General features: G+C 45.7%; 19 protein-coding genes. 4 read left to right on the top strand and 15 right to left on the bottom strand.

Annotation, left to right across the window (positions count from 1 at the left end):
* Nucleotides 1-32: 32 nt before the first annotated feature.
* From MHI12_RS10665 to rpiA, 12 genes are all read right to left on the bottom strand, one after another.
* Nucleotides 33-659 (bottom strand): SGNH/GDSL hydrolase family protein, encoded by a 627-nt coding sequence (locus MHI12_RS10665; protein WP_091032011.1) that lies wholly within the window; start codon nt 657-659, stop codon nt 33-35.
* 202 nt (nt 660-861) lie between these two features.
* Nucleotides 862-4,029, bottom strand: a complete 3,168-nt coding sequence (locus tag MHI12_RS10660) for an MMPL family transporter (RefSeq protein WP_405172345.1) — start codon at nt 4,027-4,029, stop codon at nt 862-864.
* Nucleotides 4,026-4,484 carry a MarR family winged helix-turn-helix transcriptional regulator gene (locus MHI12_RS10655; protein ID WP_307413774.1) on the bottom strand — a complete coding sequence of 153 codons (459 nt, stop codon included), beginning with the start codon at nt 4,482-4,484 and terminating at the stop codon, nt 4,026-4,028. Before MHI12_RS10655 ends, MHI12_RS10660 begins: the two co-directional genes overlap by 4 nt.
* A gap of 219 nt (nt 4,485-4,703) precedes the next feature.
* Complete coding sequence (locus MHI12_RS10650) at nt 4,704-5,141, bottom strand: GNAT family N-acetyltransferase (RefSeq protein ID WP_405172344.1); 438 nt, start codon at nt 5,139-5,141, stop codon at nt 4,704-4,706.
* 63 nt (nt 5,142-5,204) lie between these two features.
* Nucleotides 5,205-6,191 carry an N-acetylglucosamine kinase gene (locus MHI12_RS10645; protein WP_405172343.1) on the bottom strand — a complete coding sequence of 329 codons (987 nt, stop codon included), beginning with the start codon at nt 6,189-6,191 and terminating at the stop codon, nt 5,205-5,207.
* Between the two features lie 68 nt (nt 6,192-6,259).
* On the bottom strand, nt 6,260-6,973 hold the full coding sequence (locus MHI12_RS10640; protein ID WP_405172342.1) for a class I SAM-dependent methyltransferase: 714 nt from the start codon (nt 6,971-6,973) through the stop codon (nt 6,260-6,262).
* Between the two features lie 68 nt (nt 6,974-7,041).
* Entirely contained in the window at nt 7,042-7,995 is a 954-nt protein-coding gene (locus MHI12_RS10635) for an alpha/beta hydrolase (RefSeq protein ID WP_405172341.1), read from the bottom strand.
* Between the two features lie 36 nt (nt 7,996-8,031).
* A complete protein-coding gene (locus MHI12_RS10630; protein WP_405172340.1) occupies nt 8,032-9,729 on the bottom strand; it encodes an ATP-binding protein in 1,698 nt (565 codons plus the stop codon).
* 15 nt (nt 9,730-9,744) lie between these two features.
* Nucleotides 9,745-10,833, bottom strand: coding sequence for a B12-binding domain-containing protein (locus MHI12_RS10625; RefSeq protein WP_405172339.1), 1,089 nt, complete (start codon nt 10,831-10,833; stop codon nt 9,745-9,747).
* A 286-nt stretch (nt 10,834-11,119) separates the two neighbouring features.
* Nucleotides 11,120-11,581 carry a MarR family winged helix-turn-helix transcriptional regulator gene (locus MHI12_RS10620; protein WP_017689273.1) on the bottom strand — a complete coding sequence of 154 codons (462 nt, stop codon included), beginning with the start codon at nt 11,579-11,581 and terminating at the stop codon, nt 11,120-11,122.
* 15 nt (nt 11,582-11,596) lie between these two features.
* Nucleotides 11,597-12,196 carry a GNAT family protein gene (locus MHI12_RS10615; RefSeq protein WP_341006862.1) on the bottom strand — a complete coding sequence of 200 codons (600 nt, stop codon included), beginning with the start codon at nt 12,194-12,196 and terminating at the stop codon, nt 11,597-11,599.
* Nucleotides 12,197-12,221: 25 nt separating this feature from the next.
* The gene (gene rpiA / locus MHI12_RS10610; RefSeq protein WP_405172338.1) at nt 12,222-12,893 is read right to left on the bottom strand and encodes a ribose-5-phosphate isomerase RpiA; all 672 of its coding nucleotides are present in this window, start codon (nt 12,891-12,893) and stop codon (nt 12,222-12,224) included.
* A 510-nt stretch (nt 12,894-13,403) separates the two neighbouring features.
* Here rpiA and MHI12_RS10605 point away from each other — a divergent pair.
* Together MHI12_RS10605 and MHI12_RS10600 are read left to right on the top strand one after the other, a co-directional pair.
* The gene (locus tag MHI12_RS10605) at nt 13,404-15,146 is read left to right on the top strand and encodes a methyl-accepting chemotaxis protein (protein ID WP_264930698.1); all 1,743 of its coding nucleotides are present in this window, start codon (nt 13,404-13,406) and stop codon (nt 15,144-15,146) included.
* Between the two features lie 79 nt (nt 15,147-15,225).
* Nucleotides 15,226-18,900, top strand: a complete 3,675-nt coding sequence (locus tag MHI12_RS10600) for an amino acid adenylation domain-containing protein (RefSeq protein WP_405172969.1) — start codon at nt 15,226-15,228, stop codon at nt 18,898-18,900.
* 115 nt (nt 18,901-19,015) lie between these two features.
* Here the strand turns inward: MHI12_RS10600 and MHI12_RS10595 are convergent, their stop codons facing one another.
* From MHI12_RS10595 to MHI12_RS10585, 3 genes are all read right to left on the bottom strand, one after another.
* Nucleotides 19,016-19,636: a TraX family protein gene (locus MHI12_RS10595; protein ID WP_237176010.1), complete on the bottom strand. Its 621-nt coding sequence runs from the start codon at nt 19,634-19,636 to the stop codon at nt 19,016-19,018.
* 77 nt (nt 19,637-19,713) lie between these two features.
* Entirely contained in the window at nt 19,714-20,172 is a 459-nt protein-coding gene (locus MHI12_RS10590; protein WP_405172337.1) for a GNAT family N-acetyltransferase, read from the bottom strand.
* A gap of 245 nt (nt 20,173-20,417) precedes the next feature.
* Nucleotides 20,418-20,891: an RbsD/FucU family protein gene (locus tag MHI12_RS10585; RefSeq protein WP_036609525.1), complete on the bottom strand. Its 474-nt coding sequence runs from the start codon at nt 20,889-20,891 to the stop codon at nt 20,418-20,420.
* A gap of 231 nt (nt 20,892-21,122) precedes the next feature.
* Here MHI12_RS10585 and MHI12_RS10580 point away from each other — a divergent pair, with 231 nt between their 5' ends.
* Together MHI12_RS10580 and MHI12_RS10575 are read left to right on the top strand one after the other, a co-directional pair.
* A complete protein-coding gene (locus MHI12_RS10580; protein ID WP_405172336.1) occupies nt 21,123-21,569 on the top strand; it encodes a MarR family winged helix-turn-helix transcriptional regulator in 447 nt (148 codons plus the stop codon).
* Nucleotides 21,570-21,599: 30 nt separating this feature from the next.
* On the top strand, nt 21,600-22,943 hold the full coding sequence (locus MHI12_RS10575; RefSeq protein ID WP_405172335.1) for an MFS transporter: 1,344 nt from the start codon (nt 21,600-21,602) through the stop codon (nt 22,941-22,943).
* The last annotated feature ends 1 nt before the right edge of the window (nt 22,944 follow it).

The raw sequence follows: 22,944 nt of genomic DNA, 5'->3' as shown, positions 1-22,944 counted from the left end.
CCATCGCTCGGTCTAGTTCAGTTCCGAAACTATCAAGAGAATGGATAGTATCCAGTCCGATTAAGCTGCTCTGCAATGACACGATATCCTCTTGCATTGGGATGTACTCTGTCCCAGAACAACAGTTCACGCTCACGACCTTCAAACCTGTCATACACCTGAGCACACGCATAGTTGCCCGATCCCGCTCCATTCAGAAACGAATTATATTGGCGCACCCAGTACGCAGCTTCCGTCGCTTGTGGGTACGGGTTGTACAATCCGATGGATCGGACCATATACTCATTGTTGCGCTTTAACTGCCGAATGTGCCGCATGATCTGGGATACATTACTGCGGGTTTCTCCGAGCACCTGTGTCATTTTGCTGGCATTTGGAATGCCATTACTTGCTTTAAACGTACGAATCAGATCATTCCCGCCAATAGATATGGTAATGATATCCGCTTCACGGAGCGATTGCCGCACTCGGGGATGCGAAGAGATCATCTGCAACATTTCCCCCGACGTCAGTCCATTCACGCCCATATTTTCCATGGATACAAACGTACGAACATTCATTTCCGCCATTCGCCGATATAAAGGAACAAAGCCGGTGCCCAGCAACGCTCCTGTACCTACCGTTAATGAATCTCCTATAGCCACATATCGATATACCATCCCGTCGCCCCTCTCTGCTGTGATTTCTCTGAACAATAATGAACTGCTCTATATCTTATGATGAGTGGCAAGACAAGGCGCGGGATGGTGTCCTTAGGCATGTACCTTTCTTTTGCATAAAACCATATTTCTTCTCTGTAGAGGTAAAAAAAGAAAAAAGCCCTGCCGTATAACGCGGCAGAGCCTAATCCATTGCAATGCATTACATGCCTATGGTCCGATCCGAATCAACGGAATCTGATTGTTCCTTGTTCGGGAATGGCCACCAGTTGGCCCGGCCAAACATCTTCACCATCACTGGGACGAAGAATGGCAGGAACAGCAGAGAGTACAAGATCAGTCCGCTAAGGACTACTGTGGCAATCTGCATCATTGAGAGAACACCGGATGGATACATCGCAGCAAATGTACCGCTCAGAATGACCGCGGCAGATAGAATAACGGTGCCCATGTTCTTCATCGCGTACAACATCGCATCCTGTACTTTCATGCCTTTGTTCTCATTGAAACGGTCCATCAGGAAGATGCTATAATCCACACCAAGTGCAATCAGCATAACAAATCCGAAGAACGGAGTAACCCAGCTAATGCCTGCAAATCCGAGGATATTAACAAAGATCACTTCGGTTAACGCCATCGATGTGAAATAAGCCAGTAATAAGGAAACGATCAGATACAATGGCATAATGACCGAGCGAAGCAGCACGACCAGAATAATGAATGTACCTGCCAACATCAACATTACAGTACGTGTATAGTCGTTATTCGAGATCTCCTGCAAATCTGCAAACGTACTCGTAACGCCACCTATGGCGATGTCTGCTTTTTCAAGCGTACTGCCTTGTACCGCGCGATGTACTGCCGCCTCAATGTCAGGAACACGATCAATGGCTTCTGTTCCGTATGGATTTTCGGCGAAAATAACATCAATCGTCATCGTTTTCCGATCTTCAGACAGATACGTATCAAATACCTGTGTGAAGTCTTTGCTGTTCAGTGCTTCATCAGGAACGTACCAGCCTGCCAGATCGGAATCTGGTGAATTTTGCAATTGCGTCAGGTAGTCCTGCGCTGAATCCAGCCCCCCGGATACCTGTTTAATACCATCGACACTTTGATTCAAGCCATCTGTCAGTTGTGTCAGCTGACCACTCAGATCCGAGAAGCCTTGTTGGATTTTCTTCTGACCACCCTGAAGCTGGCCAAGTCCATCCTGAATGGAAGGAATTTCACTAATCACTTTGCCCTGACCATCCGCAGCCTGTTTGAGACCGGATTGCAACTGACCGATTCCCGTTACAATCTGGCCCAGGCCATCGGCAAGCGCCTTTTGTCCGGCTGCTGCGGAGGCAAACCCTTCATTGGCCTGATTAATTCCAGCAGCGGCGTCTCCCAGCTTGGTCTTAATCTGACCCAAACCTTGAGCAAGCTGCGCTGTGCCAGAACCTGTTTCACCAATCGTGCCTTTGATACGCTGGTAATCAGCATCTTGCTGCAATTCAGGATAACGCTCTTCAAGTGCTGTGAAGGATTCGGACAGACTGGTTAGAGCTGCTGAAACCCCGTTCAGCTGTTGTTCCAGTTCGCGGGTTCCATCCCCCAGTGCAGCGACCCCTGCTCCCGCCTGACGATAGGCTTCAAGCAACTGATTGTTCGCCTGCGCAAGCTGATCTGCACTCGTTTTCGCTTGCTGAAGTCCGGCTTTCAGATCCCCTGCACCTGCGGAACCATCTCGAATACCTTTTTCAATCTGCCCTAGTCCCTCACTGAGTTGCGTGATACCCGATTGCAACTGGGAGGTTCCTTTGGTAAGTTCACCTGCTCCATCAGCAGCTTCTTTTAACTGTGGTTCATTTTTACTTAGCTGACTGCTGGCTTCACTCAGGCCATCACGGATTTTGTCCAGACCCGTCTTGCCTTCACCCAGTCCATCCGATAATGTTCCCACTTGCTGTGTAACTTCAAAATCTTTAATCTCATCACCCGTAGGTCGTGTCATACTACGGACACCAGAGACTCCGGCTACCTTCTCTACTTCCCGGCTAATTTTCTTGGCAACGGCCATATATTTCGCATTATCCATCGCTTCATCGTTCTGGATAACGATCTGACCCGGCAGCGATTCACCCGGACCAAAGCTGTCAGAGATAATGTTAAACGCTTTTACGGAATCATATTTCTCACCAATCTCATCGAGACTATTGAACGACAGTTTGCCATCGTAGGTTGCCAGAAGAGGCACACAGACAGCTGCAACGATGAGCAGCGCAGCCCATGGACGTTTAAGTGAAAAGCGACCAGCTGCACCATAGATCTTGCTCTCCGCATGTTCAAGTGAACCCTTCGACGGCCAGAATAACTTCTTGCCCAGCACTGCCATGAAGAATGGTACGATGGTCACCAAGGCAAGCATCATCACTGCAATACCTACAGCTACGGCAACCGCAGAACGGTACAACATAAACTGGGCAAAGCCAATCGCAATGAATCCAACCAGCACAGCTAGTGCTGAGAAGAGTACCGTTTTACCGGCAGTACGATAGGTAGCAATGATGGCATCCCACGTATTCTCATGATGAGCCAGTTCTTCCTTGAACCGACTGATCAGCAGGATGCAGTAATCCGTACCAATCCCAAACATGACGGCGACCATAAAGATCTGTGTAAACGTGGATATCGGGAAGTCCAGCCCATCCACCAGGAATGCAACAATCTGTTGCGATACAATGTAACTGATCCCTACCGTCAGCAGCGGTACAAACGGAGCTACAAACGAACGGAAGACCAGGAACAGAATGAGTAAAATAAAGACAACTGTAATATATTCCGATTTCTTAAGCCCCTCTTGGGAACTTTCAATGGTGTCCTCATCAATCAGACCTTTACCGGTTATGTAGTGCTCCACATTGACGGACTTCAATGCTTCATTCAGGTCTTCCCGCATTTCCTTGACCGTACGATCTCCCTGATCAATGGATAGCGATGTTAGAATCGTTTTGCCATCAGCTGAGATCATCTTCTCGGACAATTCAGGCTGAGAGAAAGGTTCCAGAATGGACAGAATGCCCAACTTCTCCTTGTCGGCCTCCAAGTTTTTAATAGCCTTCTCTGCCTCTTGTTTTCCCGTGGTACCCAGACCATCCGGATTATAAAATACAAGAGCGATCTGGCTGCCTTGCTGCTCTCCCTTTTGTGCTGCAGCTTCATTCAAAATTGCTGCTGCTTGGGTGGAAGAGTACCCTTCCGGAACCGAAAACTGTCCCTTTTCCCGAATCAGTTCACTCATGTTAGGGGCGGTAAACATCAACACGGCAGCTACAACAACCCATAGCCCCATTAACCACCATCTTGCTTTTAGTATCGTTCTCATTCGTTCTCCCGTCCTCCTTCATGCGATAGCAAAGCTGCAAGCTTCTCAAAAGATTCAATGAAAATTCGGACTTCTTCCGGTTTAAAATGAACCAGGTACGGCTCCAGAATCTGCTGTATTTCCTGTTCTGTTTCCCTGTATACTTGTCGTCCGGTATCCGTCAGTGTCAGATATACAACGCGGCGGTCACGTTCATCTCCGGCCCGATGAACCAGATCGCGATCCACCAGCTTGTTGACCAAAGCGGTAATGCTGCTCTTGCCTATGCACAAAAGCTCTGCCAGATCAGAGGGCGTGCAGGAAGGTTTCTCTTCAATCAGACGAAGTGCGCAGAACTGATCGGTCGTTATGGTCTGCCCCACTTGTTCGCGTATCCGCGTATCAAACCGCTTATTGACCATAAAGGAAGCATCCAAATAGCGGTTCACCAAACTTTTTGCATCCGGTGTATTCATTCTTCATTCTCCTTTCCCGAATCTACATAGTTCACTTAACGAACTATTCTTCTGTGAAACTATTCTATAATGAAACAATCTTACAAAGCAATACTTTTTTCCTGCTTTTTTGATGAAAACGACAAAAAAACAGGACGTCCGACTCAGCTCATTGCCAAATCCAACATCCTGTACTGATGATAATCCATATATTTCTTAAAGTAATAAAAGGTCTCTGTGCTACTCTTCGTCCGTATCTTCCTCTTTTTCAAGCACACAACGGAATCGCTCCACACCTGGGTATAATTCACCCAGACTATATACCACAAACCCCGTATTCCGATAAAACTCGACGGCTTCCAGCTCGGTCTCAGCAATCAGTCTATCAGGATTGTATGTTGCCAACAGTTGTGAGATCATACCACGTCCATAATTTTTAAAGCGGTTCTCAGGCAAAACCGAGATATGATGAATGGTAACCTCACTTGTTCCTGTCTTCTCATATCCAATCAGACCGATCAATTGTCCCTCATCTTCGTAACCGCCCATTTGCAATTCGTCTTTCTCTACATATTGTTGCAACGCACGGTTCAAGTGATCCGGATCAGGAAAGACCGAGTAGGACAATAGTTCCTGTACTTCCGGCTCCTGTATGCGTGTTTTCAGATTAATTAACACCTTGATTCCTCCTATACCTTGCTTGTTTCCGTTATCGTATTGTAGTCGTTAGCCTCTAAAAGTTCAAGTCGTGTGCCGATTCAGCTCCGATTGAAGCACAGTTAAGACGTTATCCGATACGTTGATCTGCGCCAAATGATAGGCATCCAGCAGTGCGCCCCCAACTGCCGGCAAGTTACTGGTTATGTATTGAATTCTTCTGCCTTCGCGCATATAGGCAGCATCCAGTCCTTTCTGAACAGCCTCCACCATATATGGTGAACTCAGACAGCTTCCGGTAAGCGTCATGGACACTGTGGGCTGATCGAAACAGGATGCCAGCATCAGGATGCCCACAACGGCCGTGTCAGCAGCCGAGTCGCACACCCTAATTGCGAGGGGAATATTCCGATCAGCAGCTTCAGTCACCATAGACGCCATCTGACCAAATTTCCGGTTGGTCGCCTGTTTATCTTCGGCAAAACCGGCTATCCCCAGCGCAGCGAGCTCTCGAATTGAGGCAACATTCCAATACGTTAAAACCTGCTCAATCCATTCTTCATCCTGCAACTCATAACGTCCCGCGAGGATGGAATGAACTGTGTCGTAAGCTAAAAAACGTGCTGCTGTAGGCGCGTAATGTCCGAACTGATCATTGCGGAGCCAAGCTCCCTGTTCGGTTCTGCCAAGGATCAGAGATCCTGTTCCTCCAATAGCGACAATGCCTGGCTCACCGTCGAAGGCCGCTGTATGTGCGATGTGTGTATCGTTTACCGCACTGATCCTGCCTGTAATCCCCGTACGAGCGAGTAATGCCTCCGCCCAAACTGTATCTTCAGGCCGATTCAGACCCGCCATTCCTGCCTGAATGGAGGCGATCTGACTCGACTTGAGCCCGGCTTGAGTTATCGCTTCAGCGATACCCTCCAGCACATTTTGCTCAGCATTAGTATCGTGATAGCGGTTGCAACCATTCTTTTGCACATAGGATAAAATCTTCCCGTTCTGATCTGCGACAGCCACACGCGTGTGGCTCCCTCCTCCATCCATCCCTATTACATATGTATTCATCCTTAACCATCTCCCTTCAGACCACACATTAAGAGTGCCGGGTCCATTGTCAGGTCCCGGCAGAGAGTTTATTGCTTTTGTACAGCAAAACGAAGCAGTTCACAACGAAATTGTGTCGGTTCATCATACTTTTCCTCTTCAATCGTCTGTGTAACATGTTCCTGAAGCAGAATATTCCAGCCTTTGTAGGCTTCCTCCAGTATAGCAATCGCCTCGGCTGTGGGCAGGTTCAGTTCAATTAATGGTTCAATCTCCTTGCCTGAATTGATTTCTTTTTCCTCCACATTGGTACTCATCGTAATACAATGAATGCCCCCTGTGCGAGTTCCGGCCTGTAACCGGTCTATCGCTTCCATGAAGGCTTGTTTATTTGAGACATGTTCCAGACAAGAACAAGCAGCGATATAATCAAAATAGTTTGGCTCCACAGCATAATGTTCAACATCTGCTTTCACTGCCTGTACGATATGATCAACCTGATATTCTTTCGCATACTTGCGAAGTCCGTCTACGGCCTCATCCAGTAAATCCACACCGATGACTTCACTGTTCGTTTTTGCAAGGCGCTGTGCAATCGGTATCGTGTGCCTTCCCACTCCGCATCCCAGATCGAGGACACGCAACTCCTCCTTGTGAGCAAGTAGACGTTCCAGCATATCCATCACCATAGGCATGGGCCTCGACATCCAGGTACCGGAGGCGAATAATTCATTATTCTGATAGAAATTGGAATGATAACCTGCCTCTGCTTTTCGCGCAGCCTCAAATTGTTCGTTTCCCATTAAAACACCCCCATCGTTTAGTAAATGATTTGCATCTTCTACTTAATACCCAGATTGTCACAAAAAAATCAATTAAAAGCAGGTGACAGATTTTTCTTCATAAAGGATTCCAGTGCCGCCTCATATCCGGTGCGATCGACTTGAAACGCTGTACCATGACCCGCACGGGGGACGGTCAGCAATTCCTTTTCGGTTGGGCAGGCTTCATACAACCTGTACACCATTTTCGTTGGTACAAACGTATCAGCCTCTCCATGGATGAATAACACGGGAACGTTAACTTTGGCAAGCTGCTTGAGAGCCGAAGCCTCTCTAAAGGAATACCCTGCTTTCCACCGGGAGATCAGACTTGTGACAGGTATAAACGGAAATGCAGGTAGCTTGTATAATTGCTTTAACTGGAACGTCAGTTCTTCTTCCACGGATGTATACGCACAATCAGACACAATCGCTTTAACCTGAGTCGGCAGGGCTTCACCACCTGTCATCAGTACGGTTGCTCCTCCCATGGATATGCCGTGCATAATGATTTCCCCTTGTGTACCCACTTTTTCAAGCACCCAGTTGGTCCACTGGACATAATCCTTCCGATCTAACCAGCCAAAACCGATGATATCACCTTCACTCTGTCCATGACCTCGATCATCTGGCATGAGTACGTTATAACCATGCTTTTCCGCATAAAACCGGGCAAATCCAGCCATTTCTCTGCCTCTACCCGAATAACCATGTGCCAGAATAACCGTCTGATCCGACCCTTTATTGGAACCGAGCCATGTACCATACAGTTTTAATCCATCATGTGATTGAAGAGATATCTCTTCTGTAGGCTGAGCATCCAGCCACTTCAGGTCAGAAGCACTGCTAATGATTTCATTGTCCGGTTCAGGCATCAGATTTGGATTATCTACCAAAAACGTTTTTGGTGTACGGCGAATGGCCGTTTTGAAAAAATAAAGCCCTCCTGCCCACAGAAGAGCAAGAACGATCAGTACCAGTGCTGCAAGTACGTAGAATAACATGAACGAGCCCTACCCTCTTTCCTTATTAAGATATGTTCATTCTTTACTTACTCGTTGCAGTGATGCACATGCTGCTTGATAGGCGGGTAACAAAGCATCCAGCAAAGGTTCTGCTTTCCGTGATTGACCTTCCTTCGCGAACTGCTCTATCCGGGCAAATAAAGTTGATAAATAACGAATCCCCAGACTCAGACTCCCTGATTTCAGATCATGAGCTACCTCGGTTGCAGCAACATGGTCACCAGAGACAATATGTCTGCGCAGCACCTCAATCTTGCCGGGTGTCTCGGTACGATACATATCCAACAACATACCAAGGAGTGTACGATCGCCATCGGTGTTTAATTCCGCAATCTCATGTACGATGCTCATATTTAGTACCTCTGTCGGTTCGGAGGATTGCTGCCACTTCTCGATCATCTTACTCAGAATTTCCAGTGTGAAGGGTTTGCCAATAAAGTCATTCATTCCGGCTTCCATACACTTGTCTTTCTCTCCCTGCATGACATTACCTGTCATTGCAATAATGGGTGTGGTATGGCGCATTTCATCCATTTCTATCGAGCGGATTTTGCGTGTTGCCTCCAAACCGTCCATCAATGGCATCATATAGTCCATGAGAACCAAACTGTATTTTTTGCTGAGAAAAGCAGCTATTGCCTCTTCCCCATTCACTACAGCGTCCACTTGGGTTATTCCCAGTTTTTTGAGCTGTAACATAACAAGCTGTCGGTTGATGACATTATCATCGGCCAGCAATACAGATACAGAAGGAGCTTCATCATCCGTATCCTGCCCCTGATGCTCTTGAGCGGAAGCAACAGACTGGTTACCGTCTTTCTTACCAAGTGTAAGTTCGAACCAGAATGTTGATCCTTCACCCTCCTGACTGTCTACTCCAATCTGACCTTCCATCAGTGTAACGAGCGACTTGCAGATCGATAATCCAAGGCCCGTTCCTCCATACTCACTTGAGCGTCCTCGTTCAGTCTGCACGTAGGGTTGAAATAACTGGTTCTGATCTTCTTCCGAGATACCAATGCCCGTGTCTTCGACTTCAAATCGGATCATTTGTGTAATCTCATCATCTTTCATAAGGGCGACTCGTATCCGCACCGTACCTTCTGATGTGAATTTGTTCGCATTCTGAATTAGATTGATCAGTATCTGTGTAATCCTCGTTGGATCCCCTTCAAGAGGAGTAGAGATTCTGGGGTCACAGTCTATGGATAACTGATTTCCGTTCTTTCTGACTTGGGGTTCGAGCAAACGAACAATATAGTTTATCGTCTCTTGCAGATCCACTTCTCCCAGTTCAAGTCGCATCTGACCCGCCTCAAGTTTGGACAGATCCAGAAGATCCTGAATCAGCTTAAGCAGCAGTTTGGCAGCATCCTGTATAACGGAAACTGAATTCTCCTGTTCTTCAGACAAGGGAGACAACTTCAGCATCTCAGCCATCCCCAATATGCCATTTAATGGCGTACGAAAATCATGACTGATGCCTGCAATAAATGCGATTTTTGAATCACCTGCATCTACTGCTTGCTGACGTGCAGCTTCAAGACTGTTATTGTTTTTTGCAAGCAGACGCTGGAGTGTCACCAGTTCATTATTCATATCCGAGAATTCTGCAAGTGTCCGTTCCTCTTGCTCTTTACTCCGAATCATCTGATCCGATAACTGCTCAATCGTTCTGCGTAGCCTCTGTATCTCTCCGCTCTCATTAGACATCACATCATCCCTCTCTTAATCCCTAACCATATCAAGCTGATTGCATGTAGCTGGCTGAGCCAGTAATTGTTCTGCAACCGCTACCGCTTCATCGGCTCCTGGAGCATAACCGTCTGCTCCTATCGTTTTCCACAACTCCTGATCAATATTAAAGGGATATCCCCCAACCATAATTTTCACATGTGCCGTTGCCGGATGATGACGGATCAGATGAATCAACTCTTTGGCCAGATGAAGGTGATACGTCATCGTAACCGATATCGCAACAACATCGCCCTGATGCAGCTCTATAGCCTCTATGACACTTCCATTGGGAACATTGGCTCCCAGATAGTGCGTATCCCAACCTTCCATCTCGAACACATCTGTGAGCATACGCAGTCCGATCTCATGTTGCTCACTACCTACACAGGTAGCCACTAGTTTTTTATCCTGACCCGTATGAATCAGCCAGCGGGAATAAAGACGTGATATGAATGACTGGGTCGCTGCCGTACAAAAGTGTTCTTGCCCCACACTGATACGATGGCATTGCCACAATCGTCCAATTTCATATTGGGTAGGCTGAAAGATATATCGATAAATATCACGAATCGTCACCCCGGCTTCTAACTGGGCTTCAATGATCTCAAAGGCTTCTTTCCGTTTATTCTCAAGCAAGCACTGTAAGTACGATTGCGCGGCATCTCCATATGGCATGGATTCGTTGATGTAACCCGCCTGTGACTCCATATGTGTTGTTCTATATATTCCCATCTCCAGATACTCGAGCAGAAGTGCCTTTGACGGATGGTCAAATTCTTCTTCCAATGTCTCTTTGATCAGATTGAGATTAATCACCAGGTCTTCTGGTGATACCTTGTAACCCTCAAGTAGAACTTTCAGCCAGGCAATATACTGAGTAAACAGACCTGGACTCTGTACGAGCGCACTTTCTGCCAAATAGTTCAAGCTATACTCCGAATCCTGTTTGGTGCGCATTTTTCCATTCTCGCCAAATCGCTCAAGTAAATCGGGCTGTCTGAGATACTGTTTCTCCGTTATTTTATCAGCTAAGTTCGCAGATTCTTGGAGCAAACGTTCTCCTGCTTCTTGATGACTCATAGATGCACCTCTCCTCTACCCGCATCACATCTCCATCATCATTCGTGAATAATCCAGAATGAGATCGATGTTAGCTAACTTGCAATCGGGATAGGTTCTTCTACTTGATCCAATCCATCCATTCCGCTCTTAATCGTTCTGTTCCATTATACATGAACTTTCGATGATCATGTTTTACACACGATGAATGTATAGAACAATCTTCCTATATTATGGAGGGCCTTGCAAGTCAGTCAGCCAGTATATGCCTGTACTTTTCGAGTTCCACAAAAAAAACTGACCTGCGTTATGAACGCAAGTCAGTTTTCCCTTCTGCCGCCAATCCCAGCTTCTTCAACATCTTAATCGCATCCACTTTCTCGGAAGGGTCGAGTCCTTCCAAAGCATCAATGATGACCTGATGATGTTGAGGAAATATCTGTGTGAATAATTCTCTTCCTTCCTCGGTTAACTCAGCGTAAATGACACGCCGATCTTCCTTGGATGGTCGACGAAATAGCAGATTTTTATTTTGTAACTTATCTACAACATACGTAATATTACCACTGGACATTAACACCTTTTCACCAATCTTTTGCAATGCCTGCGGTCCCTTATGATATAACAAATCAAGCACACCAAATTCTGTCGTATTCAGTCCGTGACTCTGGATGTCCCGATTGGAACGTGAGGTCACAGAATTGTAGGCCCGAACAAGAACCACGAATAATTGTAAAGACAGTTCCCGGTTGTCCTCCGTGTTCAGCATTTCAATAATCCTCCATCAGTTGTTTACATTTCGGCTCGTATGAGAGGCCAGCTTCTGCTCCCACTCCTCACGGAGCATCCCCATACGAATTGAATCATAGTACTGCCCGCGAACGATACGACACTTCCGCATTCGCCCCTCCACCTGTAATCCTGCTTTCACAGCCGCACGCATCATACGTTCATTCCCAGACCAAGTAGTCAATCCAACCCGAACCAAAGGCATCTGTTCGAACAAATGACTTGACCACATGACAAGTGAGCGTGTGCCAACCCCGCGTCCCCACTGGACAGATCTGTATATTACAATCCCCATTTCCAGCCACATGGATAACTCATCTTCTATGTAATAGCTGATTGTACCCACAATTTGTCTGTCGGATTCAATAATACGGATTGATACGGGTTTGGAATCGCCTGGATCAACGTTCATACGTTTGAGCATACCTTGTTCAAAACTTTCATAACTTTCGTGTTTAAGTGGGTAATAGGGTGCATCCCATTGCTTCCATTCAGGTACGTCATCACTGTAGATCAATTCATAGAGTTCTTTCAGATCCTGTTTCTCCACACACCTGAGTACAAGTTCACCATCAACGATTGGCAGTTCTTTCATACGATGCAAAGCACCCTCTTCCATATTAAGAACGATGAAGCTCTTCGATACTTCCGTCCGAATTGGCAAGAATGAGTGTACTAGCCATATCCACAAATAGTCCGTTATCAACAACACCTGGTAACATGTTCAATCGAACATTAAGATCCGCAGCGTGATCAATCGCCTCCAAGTGGCAATCTGCTATCAGGTTTCCGTTGTCTGTCAGATAACGTTGCTGTCCATCCATCCGCCATTGCGGTTGACACCCCAATTTTTCGAGCGCCTGGAAGGTCCACTCAGAAGCAAATGGAACCACCTCAACTGGAAGCGGGAATTTTCCCAACTTTTGCACGGCTTTGCTGCCATCCGCTACAATAATCAATTTGTCACTATTGGCTGCTACGATTTTCTCACGCAAAAGAGCCCCGCCCCCCCCTTTAATCAGGTTAAAATCGGGATCTACTTCATCAGCGCCATCAATGGTCAGATCCAGACGTCCAATCTGGTCAAATGGGACGATGGGAATCCCCCATTCACGGGCAAGCTTGTCCGAAGCCTCTGAAGTGGCAACCGCTTGAATGTTCAATCCATCACGTACCCGCTCACCGATTCGGCAGATGGCATAATAAGCTGTTGAACCTGTACCCAATCCAACCTTCATTCCATCTTCAACATATTCTGCCGCACGCTCTGCTGCTATCTGTTTAAGATTCATCTATAAACCCCCGCTGCTCATAATTTGAGAAATGCATATGTAGTTATTATAGATAAAACCGCTTCCGATGTATATCCGTGCCTTCTGTTGCATCTTTTCCATCATATTTTTGTTTTGTTGAAGGATGTATTTTTACCCACCATGTTATAGAATACAGAATGAAGCTAAAAAATGGGAAATTTTAAAATAAACAGTTCTAAATACCTATAAACCATCTGATATGTCCATAAATACGTAAAATATTAAAAAAAATTTAACGATACTATTCAATTTAACGACATTTTATACGACATATTAATTATAGATGTGTTTTAATAATTAGACACCTATGGTTCATACGGTACATAAGTCTCTACGAAAGCGACTGATAAACCAAGACCATGGTCGCATAAATTTCCTTTGGAGGGGATCACGGAATGATCTAGTTCACTGTACCAAAGCAACCCTAAAGTTTCTTAATTTAAAGAAGATCAGGAGTGGAATTTAGTGAAATCATTAAGTTGGAAAAGCATGTCGTTTTTCTCCAAAAATTTGTTACTCTCATTTACTAATATCATCATCATCGGGGTAGCACTTATCGCAAGCAGTTACTACTTTCAAAAAACAGTTCTTGTTGATCAGCTGCATGGACAGGTGGAACAAATTACCAAAAAGTGGGCTGAAGATATCAATCCTACCGAGGTACAAGCTGCTATTGCGGAAGGTAGCTATGATGGAGCAACACAAACGAAATTACGAGCGTATTTCGATGAGATGCAAGAATATTATCCTAACATTGCACAAGCCTACATCTTCGGTGTTGAGCTCGGTGGCGATAACAAGAGATTAACTTCCCTTGTAGCGATGCCGACCAACCTAAGAGAGGCTTTTCAAAGTGAGAACGTAAATATTGGTGACATGTATGAGCAGCCGGTCGTTGTAGCCAATGCACTGAAAGAAATGCTTAATACGGATCGCCCAACATTCACAACATTTTATTCCGATGATTTCGGAACATGGACAACCATTGCATATCCAATCAAAGACAGCAACGGAAAGATTTTCTCATATTTTGCCATTGATGCAGATGCATCAGCCGTACCTGCGGGACTAAACTCCTTGCTCAAAAACGGAATTATCATCCTTGTGGCCTTCTTGCTGTTATTCCTGATTATTCAATACCTTGTAGTTAAAAACACACTTTCCCCTATCCGTCACTTGATCAAAGGAATTGATGACGTAAGTCGGGGCAATTTGAATGTCAACATTCCGACAGGCAAAGACGATCTGGGACTCGTTAACGAGAAGTTCAACACCATGGTTCGCAAAATCAACGACACTATCGTTAAAGTGCAAATCACATCACAAGAAGTAAATCAGTCTGCAAAAGAGCTATATGAAGTTTCCGAGCGCAACAGTGAGAATGCAGATTCTATCAATAATAATGTGACTCAAATCACTTCCAACATTCGTTCACAGGAACAGGCAACCCGGGATAGTGCACGTGCCATGTCCGAGATGGCTACCGTAATCCAGACGATTGCCAGCAGCTCGGCAAGTGTAGCGGATGAAGCCTATGAGATGGAACGTCGTTCGCAACAAGGTAACAGCGTTGTCCGTCAGGTATCTGAACAGATGAATCTGATTACGGAATCGGTTAAGAATACCGCTTCTGCCATTGAGGTTCTGGAGAGTCGTTCACAGGAAATCGGAGATATTCTCAATATCATCTCGGGAATCTCTAGCCAGACTAACTTGCTTGCTCTTAATGCTTCCATTGAAGCAGCTCGTGTTGGTGAAGAAGGAAGAGGATTTGCAGTTGTTGCAGGTGAAGTACGCAAACTTGCTGAGCAGTCTGAACAAGCAACGAGCCAGGTTGGCGTATTGATCCAAGAGATTCAAGCTGGAATTAAACAAGCTGTACGTGCAATGGAACAAGGTACGTCAGAAGTAGATACAGGACTCAGCGTAGCCGATCAAACAGGACAACTGTTCGAAGATATTTTAGAAGCAGCGAAAAAAGTATCTAATCAGATTCAGGAAGTATCAAGCGCGACGGAAGAAATCTCTGCGGGTACGGAGGAAATGACCGCTACAGCAGATGACTTGTCTTCAAGCGTAAGTAAGACAGCAAACAGCAGTGAACAAATTTCCTCATCTGTTGATGAGCAAAAAGCATCTTTGATTACACTGGTAGACTCCTCCACACGCCTTAACAGCATGTCTGAGGAACTCCAAGAACTGATCTCTCATTTCAATGTAAGCAAACAATAATTCAAATCCACAAACATTCGGTTTGAACCAAGGAGGAATAACTGAAGTGATTGAAAACCAACCATCTTCTTCCCATTCCATGGAATCTAGCTTGCCAGTTCTGCAGATTCCACTGGATTTTGGGCGACGTCAACAATCATTCTCTTATCAGTCTGCTCAAATCACATTACATGCTTCTCTGAGCCGTGAACTTAAACAGAAGTATGGAGAACAGATGGTGTACCCGGTACTCCTCTCAGCTTATGCAGCCTTGTTATTCCGATTGTCAGCTGAACAGGAACTTGCCATAGGTATACTTTCCCCCGATCAGGCAGCTTCCTACCTTTCATTACAGATTCATGGGAAATTGACCTTCAGCCAACTATGTCATCTGGTTTCAGAGCAGCTCAAGATTGAATACACGTTGCAAAACGGTGGATACCCTGAATCGTTTTTTATGCTGAATAGTGTACAGTTGCCTCAAGCTCCTCAAATATTAAATTGGAACGTTCGAGATGATCAGAACATGCTCATCCTCGATCTGTTCTATGATAGTTCACTGTTAAAAGAGTCTACCGTGCTGAGATATGCAGAATATTATCAGACTCTTCTACTCGCCCTTGTGCGTGACGGTGAGAAAGCAATCGGTACGGTAGATATACTTTCCGCCTCAGATCGATTGCTTTACCGTGAAATGAATGATACTTCTGTTCTCGAACCAGAGAATCAAACGGTTCATGGCTGGTTCGAAGCAACGGCCGCGGCATATCCGGATTCACCGGCGATAACATCGCCATCCAAAAGTTATACGTACAGGGAATTGAATGAACGAGCTAATCAGGTTGCACGTGTTCTGTTATCCAATGGATTGCAGAAAGGTGAATTCGTCAGTATCTTTATGGATCGAAGTCTGGAGACGATCATCTCCCTGCTTGGTATTCTGAAGGCAGGTGGTGCATATGTTCCGATCGACCCTGAGCATCCACAAGAACGTAACAGTTATATCGTGGAAGATACGGCGTCCTCCTTCGTGCTGACAACGGAGGCTTCTTATGCCCAAGCTTCTAGCTTGTTCTCCAGTATAGCTACGGTCCGTCAGATTCTCGCTGTGGATGGTCGTTTAGCCGGCTTTGCAGCAAGTAACCCCAATCTGGATATTCAGCCAGACGATCTTGCGTATATTATCTACACGTCAGGGTCGACCGGTAAACCCAAAGGTGCACTGATTGCCCACCGGGGTGTAACCAATCTTGGCAGTGTGGTTCAGCGTGATTGTGACATTCAACCAGGTGATGTATTAACCCAGTTTGCTACATACAGCTTTGATGCATCCGTGTGGGATACCATTGGCGCCTTGTTCTATGGAGCAGAATTATATCTGTTGTCTGCGGAAGAACGTGTATCCGTTGAAGAATTCGCAAGTGCAATTGAACGAACAGGAACAAACATCATTACGATACTGCCTACGATTTTCTTCAATCAACTTGCTTCCTACTTATCCGATGAAGGTTTCCACAAGCTGGCCAAAGTCCGAATCATTACTGTAGCCGGAGAAGCACTCTATGGTGAACAAGTTCGTGCCTTCCAGCGCAAGTTTGGAAACCAGATTGATATTGTTAATGTGTACGGACCTACCGAATGTACGGTAGCCACAACTACTCACCGCATCAGTGAGCAAGTTCCCGAACATGTGGTGAACATCCCTATCGGTAAGCCGATTCATAACTACAAAGTATACATTGTGAATGAAGAACAACAGCTCTGTCCGGCAGGTGTACCTGGTGAGGTATATATTGCTACCCCTGCACTGGCCAAAGGTTATCTGAATCAACCAGAACGTACTGAGCAAGCATTCATTGAGAACCCGTTTGCGATAGGTGAGAAAATCTACAAGTCTGGCGATATTGCCAAATTGCTGGATACCGGGTTGCTCGAATATGTTGGTCGCAGTGACTCTCAGCTAAAAATTCGTGGTCATCGGATTGAGATCGGGGAGATTGAAGATCACTTTGCACGGCTTGATCAGATCCAGAACGTTGCCGTCATTCCGAAGAAAGAATCCGATGGACAAAATATGCTGGTTGGTTACTTTACATCGAAAGATGGCAGTACCCTCTCTGTTTCGGACATCAAGGCTGAACTGACGGAGAAACTTCCTTCTTATTTTGTACCGAAGTGGATCTGTCAGCTGGATGAAATGCCAATTGCACCGACTGGAAAAATCAATCGCAAAGCGATGGTATCCCTGCCTCATGTGGAACGACATGAAGATCGCCCTGACCGGGTCATGCCTGAGACGGAGACGGAATCCATTATCCTGGACGCATGGAAAGAAATCCTTCAGCACGATGACTTCGGTGTCGAAGACAGCTTCTTCAATATCGGTGGGGATTCACTCCGGGTCATTCATGTACTGGTCATTCTGAAGCCACATTATCCGCAACTGAAAATTGCCGACTTCTTTGCCGAGAAAACAGTCCGTGCTCTCGCTCGTCGTGTGGAAGTATTGTCTCTCAGTGCTGCAGAAGTTACGGATTCAGTGATGACCGAAGGTATGATTACACAATTATCCGAACACCCTGTGGAGCTAACATCCCAGTTGGGGTATCCGCTCATTCGTGAACCTGAGCATGTGTTGCTGACTGGAGCAACCGGTTATCTGGGCTCTCATGTGCTGCAACAGTTAATTCTGAATTCCAGTACACGAATCTACACCCTTGTTCGTCGACCATCCAATGGAATAACTGCAATGGAACGTTTGACTAACGTGCTTGAAGGTTATTTCGGCAAACAACTGACTGACCAACTCTCCACTCGCCTGGAGATTATTGAAGGGGATCTCGAACAACCTAATCTCGGTCTGTCTGCTGAACAAAGGGCTTATGTCCAAGAACGAATTGACCGTGTCATCCACTGCGCTGCAGACGTACGTCATTTCGGAGATGCCGATCAGTTCGCCAAAACAAACGTGGAAGGAACGGTCGCATTGCTAGACTTGATTCGCAGCAAACCTGGGGCCTCCTTCCACCATGTATCCACGATGGGGATTCCGGAAGACCTCGCACTCAGCGGACAATGGGAATCCTCCCTGCAATATGATCGGTTCCCGGCTGACTTGCATGTGGACAACCTGTATTCGGACAGCAAGCTTGAAGCCGAGAAAGTGCTCATGATTGCCGCCGAGCAAGGTGTACCTGTGAGCATCTATCGTGCAGGTAATCTCACTTGCCACTCCGAAACTGGACGTTTCCAGTCCAATATTGATAGCAACGCCTTCTATCGTATGATCAAAGCGATGTTATTGCTCGGCAAGGCTCCTGCGGCTGACTGGATGGTTGATTTTACACCGATTAACTATGCGAGTGAAGCTATCGTTCATCTGGCCTTACGTCAGGATACAGCTGGCCGTGTATTCCACATCTGTAATCCAGAGCCCATCCGCTATGATGAGCTGATCCGTTCTGTAAATCGGGCTGGTTATGAAGTCGAAACGCTACCTTTTGCGGATTACACACGTTGGTTGTTCGATGCAAGCATTAGCAAGGAGCCTGAGGCTCTTCAGTTGGCTATTGCACAGCTTGAAGGCGACGGTGCGAAGGATTCAGCTTATGTCTATGCCTGCCCTGTCACAACGGCTTATGTGGAACCAGCCGGTATCTCATGTGCGAGAACAGATGATCGCTTCATCTCCGCCATGTTAGACTACGCTGTTCAGATTGGGTACTTCCCCGCCGCAATTCGGGACCATAAGGGCACTTCTACAGCAATGGAATAAAGTTCACTCTGTCATTAACAATTAATTAATAAATAAGGTCACACAAAGAGAAGCCATCTATCGTCATTCACTGACGATAAGATGGCTTCTTTACTTCGCATTTCTGAATCATTTTTTAGACCCATCGGATAATTGCAATGATGGCAAGATGAGCTGGATAGAAATAACGCCAGACCCAACGTGGCCCCTTCATACGGAATCCCGCCTGGTAATACTGAGCAATAGCAATGCCGGCGGTTGCGAGCACACTATACATTTGCACAGAGCTGTTATGCAGCAGAAGATATAGTGCATTTAACAAGACATGTGCCACGACAAGCACAGGACCCTGGAAATAACGGAATAACAGAACCAATAACAACCCGTACATCCCGTAATCCATTTGGCTAATTTCCATGAACCAACCTGCTCCAATTACAATCGGAATCCCCAGTAGTTTGGATGGCAATTTATCGATAACGAATAATACCAACAGGGCTGACCACAATGTCCACACCACGTTTAGAGAATAATGATTAAACGCAGCCATGAACGGCACCTGTGATATGATCGCGATCCAGAACAGCCGCCATATGTATTTTTGTACGTCTCGTGTATGTTTATAACCGATATACACTGCAAAAGCATAGATTGGAAAGGCGATACGACCTATGATCCTCAACTCTATAATATGTGGAAAAAAGACAGCCCCTATATGATCAATTAACATCGTGATCATGGCAATCCACTGCATCATGTTGCGACTCCCCTCCCTTGTTGCCGACGACACGAGTGTGCCATTCATTCATATAGTGCGTCTTTTTGAGCAACCTCTTATACATTAAGTTCATAATACATGAATTTGGTATCCTGTGCATATCCTTCGGATTCATATAAAGACTGCGCTTGTTTGTTACTTAACTCAGTTGAGAGTGATATACGAAGAACTCCTCGCTCAGATGCCAATTGCTTGGCTGCTTGCAAGAGCTTCCTGGCAATGCCTTGCTGACGATAATCCGGATGCACATATAGATCATTTAGCACCCAGACAGGCCCCATCGATACTGAACTGAAACTGGGATACAGCTGAACGAATCCGGTGCAAATTAAGCCATTCGAGATTGGCTTTTCTGCTACCAAAATCACCGATTCATGGCGTTCCATTCGTTCTCTAATATACTGACGTGCTGCCTCAATGTCAGCATTTTGGTTGTAGAACATCCTGTACTCATTGAACAATTGTCCCACTTCGTTACTATCAGGAAGACCTGCTTGTCTGATGCGGTGCTGCATTTCACTCAACTCCTTCGTTTATATTTTTCTTCAATTGTAAAACAGTCCTTTCCTTTTCCCCATTCATCATCTGCATCAAAGTTTGTAGTATCTTGAGCAGTGAGCTGACATTCGTTCATGCGCGCTTCCAGATTGCATCTTGCTTATCTAGTCCATACCAATTCTGTACGTTTTGTTATATTTACTTCGTATTGGCAAAAATAAAAAGGCGACCAAAGCATCCACTGCTCCGTCGCCGTAATTATTCAGTTCGATTCAGCATTCTGCTGTTCCTGACCAGGATCAGCATCGGGGAAAATGACACCTTTCTTCAAAATCAGATTGGCGTATTGCGCTCGCTCACCAGTTGCAACAATCACATAGGCATTCGAAGCACGTTTATAAAAATCAAATCGCTCTTCATGATCAAAAGCATCCGTAATGCCTTCGTATTCTTCAATCAACCGGCGATAGTCTTCCCATATGATCGGGATCACCTGATCCCCTTTCACAACCTGCATGACAGCAGCGGGACGCTCAGCATAGGTATCCAGTGGATATAATTGCAGGATGGCATCCAGCAGTTCAACGACTCCCAGTGCATCACAGCGTACCAGTCGCTTGGCATGACTGGCTGCGGGGAAATTGCCATCCGCCAGAACCAACTCGTCTCCATGGCCCATTTCGGACATGATTTTGAGTAACTCTGGAGGTATTATTGCGGGTATATTCTTTAGCATACACAGCTCTCCTTGGTCATCTCCAACATCAGTTAGAGCAAATTGGTTTTCTCCATTCTTCAAGCACGCTAGACATGGATTATATAAAAGCGGTTTCATCACTATTCTAACAGTATTTTTGGATCATTGCACAGCGCACATGTACGTTCGATATGAGAATATTTCATTTTGACAAAAATACTTGTTTGACATATAGTTGTTGTAACAACTAATTAATTGGGACATTTTATTATGGAAACGAGGTCTAGCAATCACATGGACTATACACTGGAACAATCTGTTGGATTCATGCTGGGTTTCACACATCGTAAAGCAGTAGCTTTACTTGCAACGCGATTCAAACCTTATGATATTACGACAGAGCAATTTTCTGTTCTCTTTAATGTTGACCGCGGTGAAGGTGTGAATCAGAAGGAGCTCGCTGCACGTGTCTTCAAAGACCAACCCACCACTGCGCGGATTATTGATCTGCTTGAGAAAAAAGGCTGGGTAGAACGCCGGACCAGCGAACAGGATCGCAGAGCCTATCTGTTATATCTCACCACGGAAGGCAAAGCGTTAATTGATATCCTCGTTCCGATTGAAAGAGAAATGAATAAAGAACTTGCTGAAGGTATATCCGAAGACCAGATGGAAGCATTTAAACATACTCTTTCCCTCATTAACCGCAACTTGTAATGAATCACAACTCAGGGGGAATACATCATCATGAAAGAACAATCTACACAACAAGTTAGACTATGGACTACCGATTTTATACTACTGATGCTGTGCAACTTCTTGTTGTTCTTGCAGCTGCACATGATTGTCTCTCCGCTTCCGTCCTACGTTCAGGAGCGATTTCACGCCAATGCGTTTGAAGTAAGTTTATTCACCTGTCTGTTTGCACTAAGTGCCATTGCAGCCCGTCTCTATTCCGCGAAAGCACTGGAGAAGGGTCTTCGTAACGCCATGATCTATATAGGCCTGTCCGTAGCCCTGCTGGCAACACTCGGCTATTATTTTGCTGCTGGTATAGCTGTGCTCTTGTTGCTGAGAATGTTGTTTGGTATCGGGTTTGGTATGAGCAGTACCGCTTTTCCAACGATGGCCTCGGACATTGTGCCCGTCAAACGAATGGGTGAAGGTATGGGTTACTTTGGTCTATCGACTAGCCTGGCTATGTCTATGGGACCAATCATTGGGGTCACTCTGCTACAGGGTGCTGGTTTTGTAACCTTGATGTTATGTACTGCGGGTGTCCTCGCTGTGATCTATCCACTGAGTTATTCGCTGACACGCAAAAAAGCAGTCAGAACCGATAACAGTGAAAATATCATGCCACAAGCTACAACAAGTGCTTCAGGGTCCAATCCAAAACAGAAGACACCTTTCAATCGTAAGCTGATTCTGCCAAGTGTGCTGAACTGCCTGTTATCCATCACCTATGGTGGACTTGTCGGATTCATCGTTTTGTATGGTAAGGAAGCCAATCTGGCCAATCCTGCGCTGTTCTTTTTGTTCAATGCACTCGCCGTGTTATTGGTTAGACCATTTGCAGGACGGATCTATGACAATAAAGGTCCAAAAGCACTGCTCATTCCAGGGGCAATATTCGTTGCTGTCGGCCTTATTCTGCTCTCGTATGCAACCTCCATGTCCGTCTTGTTCATTGCTGCCTTTGTCTACGGGATCGGTTATGGTTCCATGCAGTCGTCTCTGCAGACCTGGATGATTCAAGTTGTATCTCCTACTCAGCGGGGTATGGCTAACGGTATGTTTTTGAACTCGCTGGATCTGGGTATTGCAACCGGCGCCCTTCTTCTTGGCGCCATTGCGGCCATAACCAGTTACACCGATATGTATCGATATTCCGTAATGTTTATGATTCTGTTCTTGCTTATATATCTGATTCAGGGAAAACGAAGCGGTAGCTTCTCCATTGAACCTCATGCTCTGCTCGCTCATACTCATATCACTGCAACGGAACCACCTCAAGATCAATCCAAGAATTCAGAATCTGGAGCCGGCAACACCGAAACTAGCCAGTCGAATATAAGCAAACACGAATGAT

The organism is Paenibacillus sp. FSL H8-0280 (assembly GCF_045040665.1).
GTDB lineage: Bacteria > Bacillota > Bacilli > Paenibacillales > Paenibacillaceae > Paenibacillus > Paenibacillus xylanexedens_A.
This window is presented reverse-complemented; position numbering and strand designations above follow the sequence as displayed.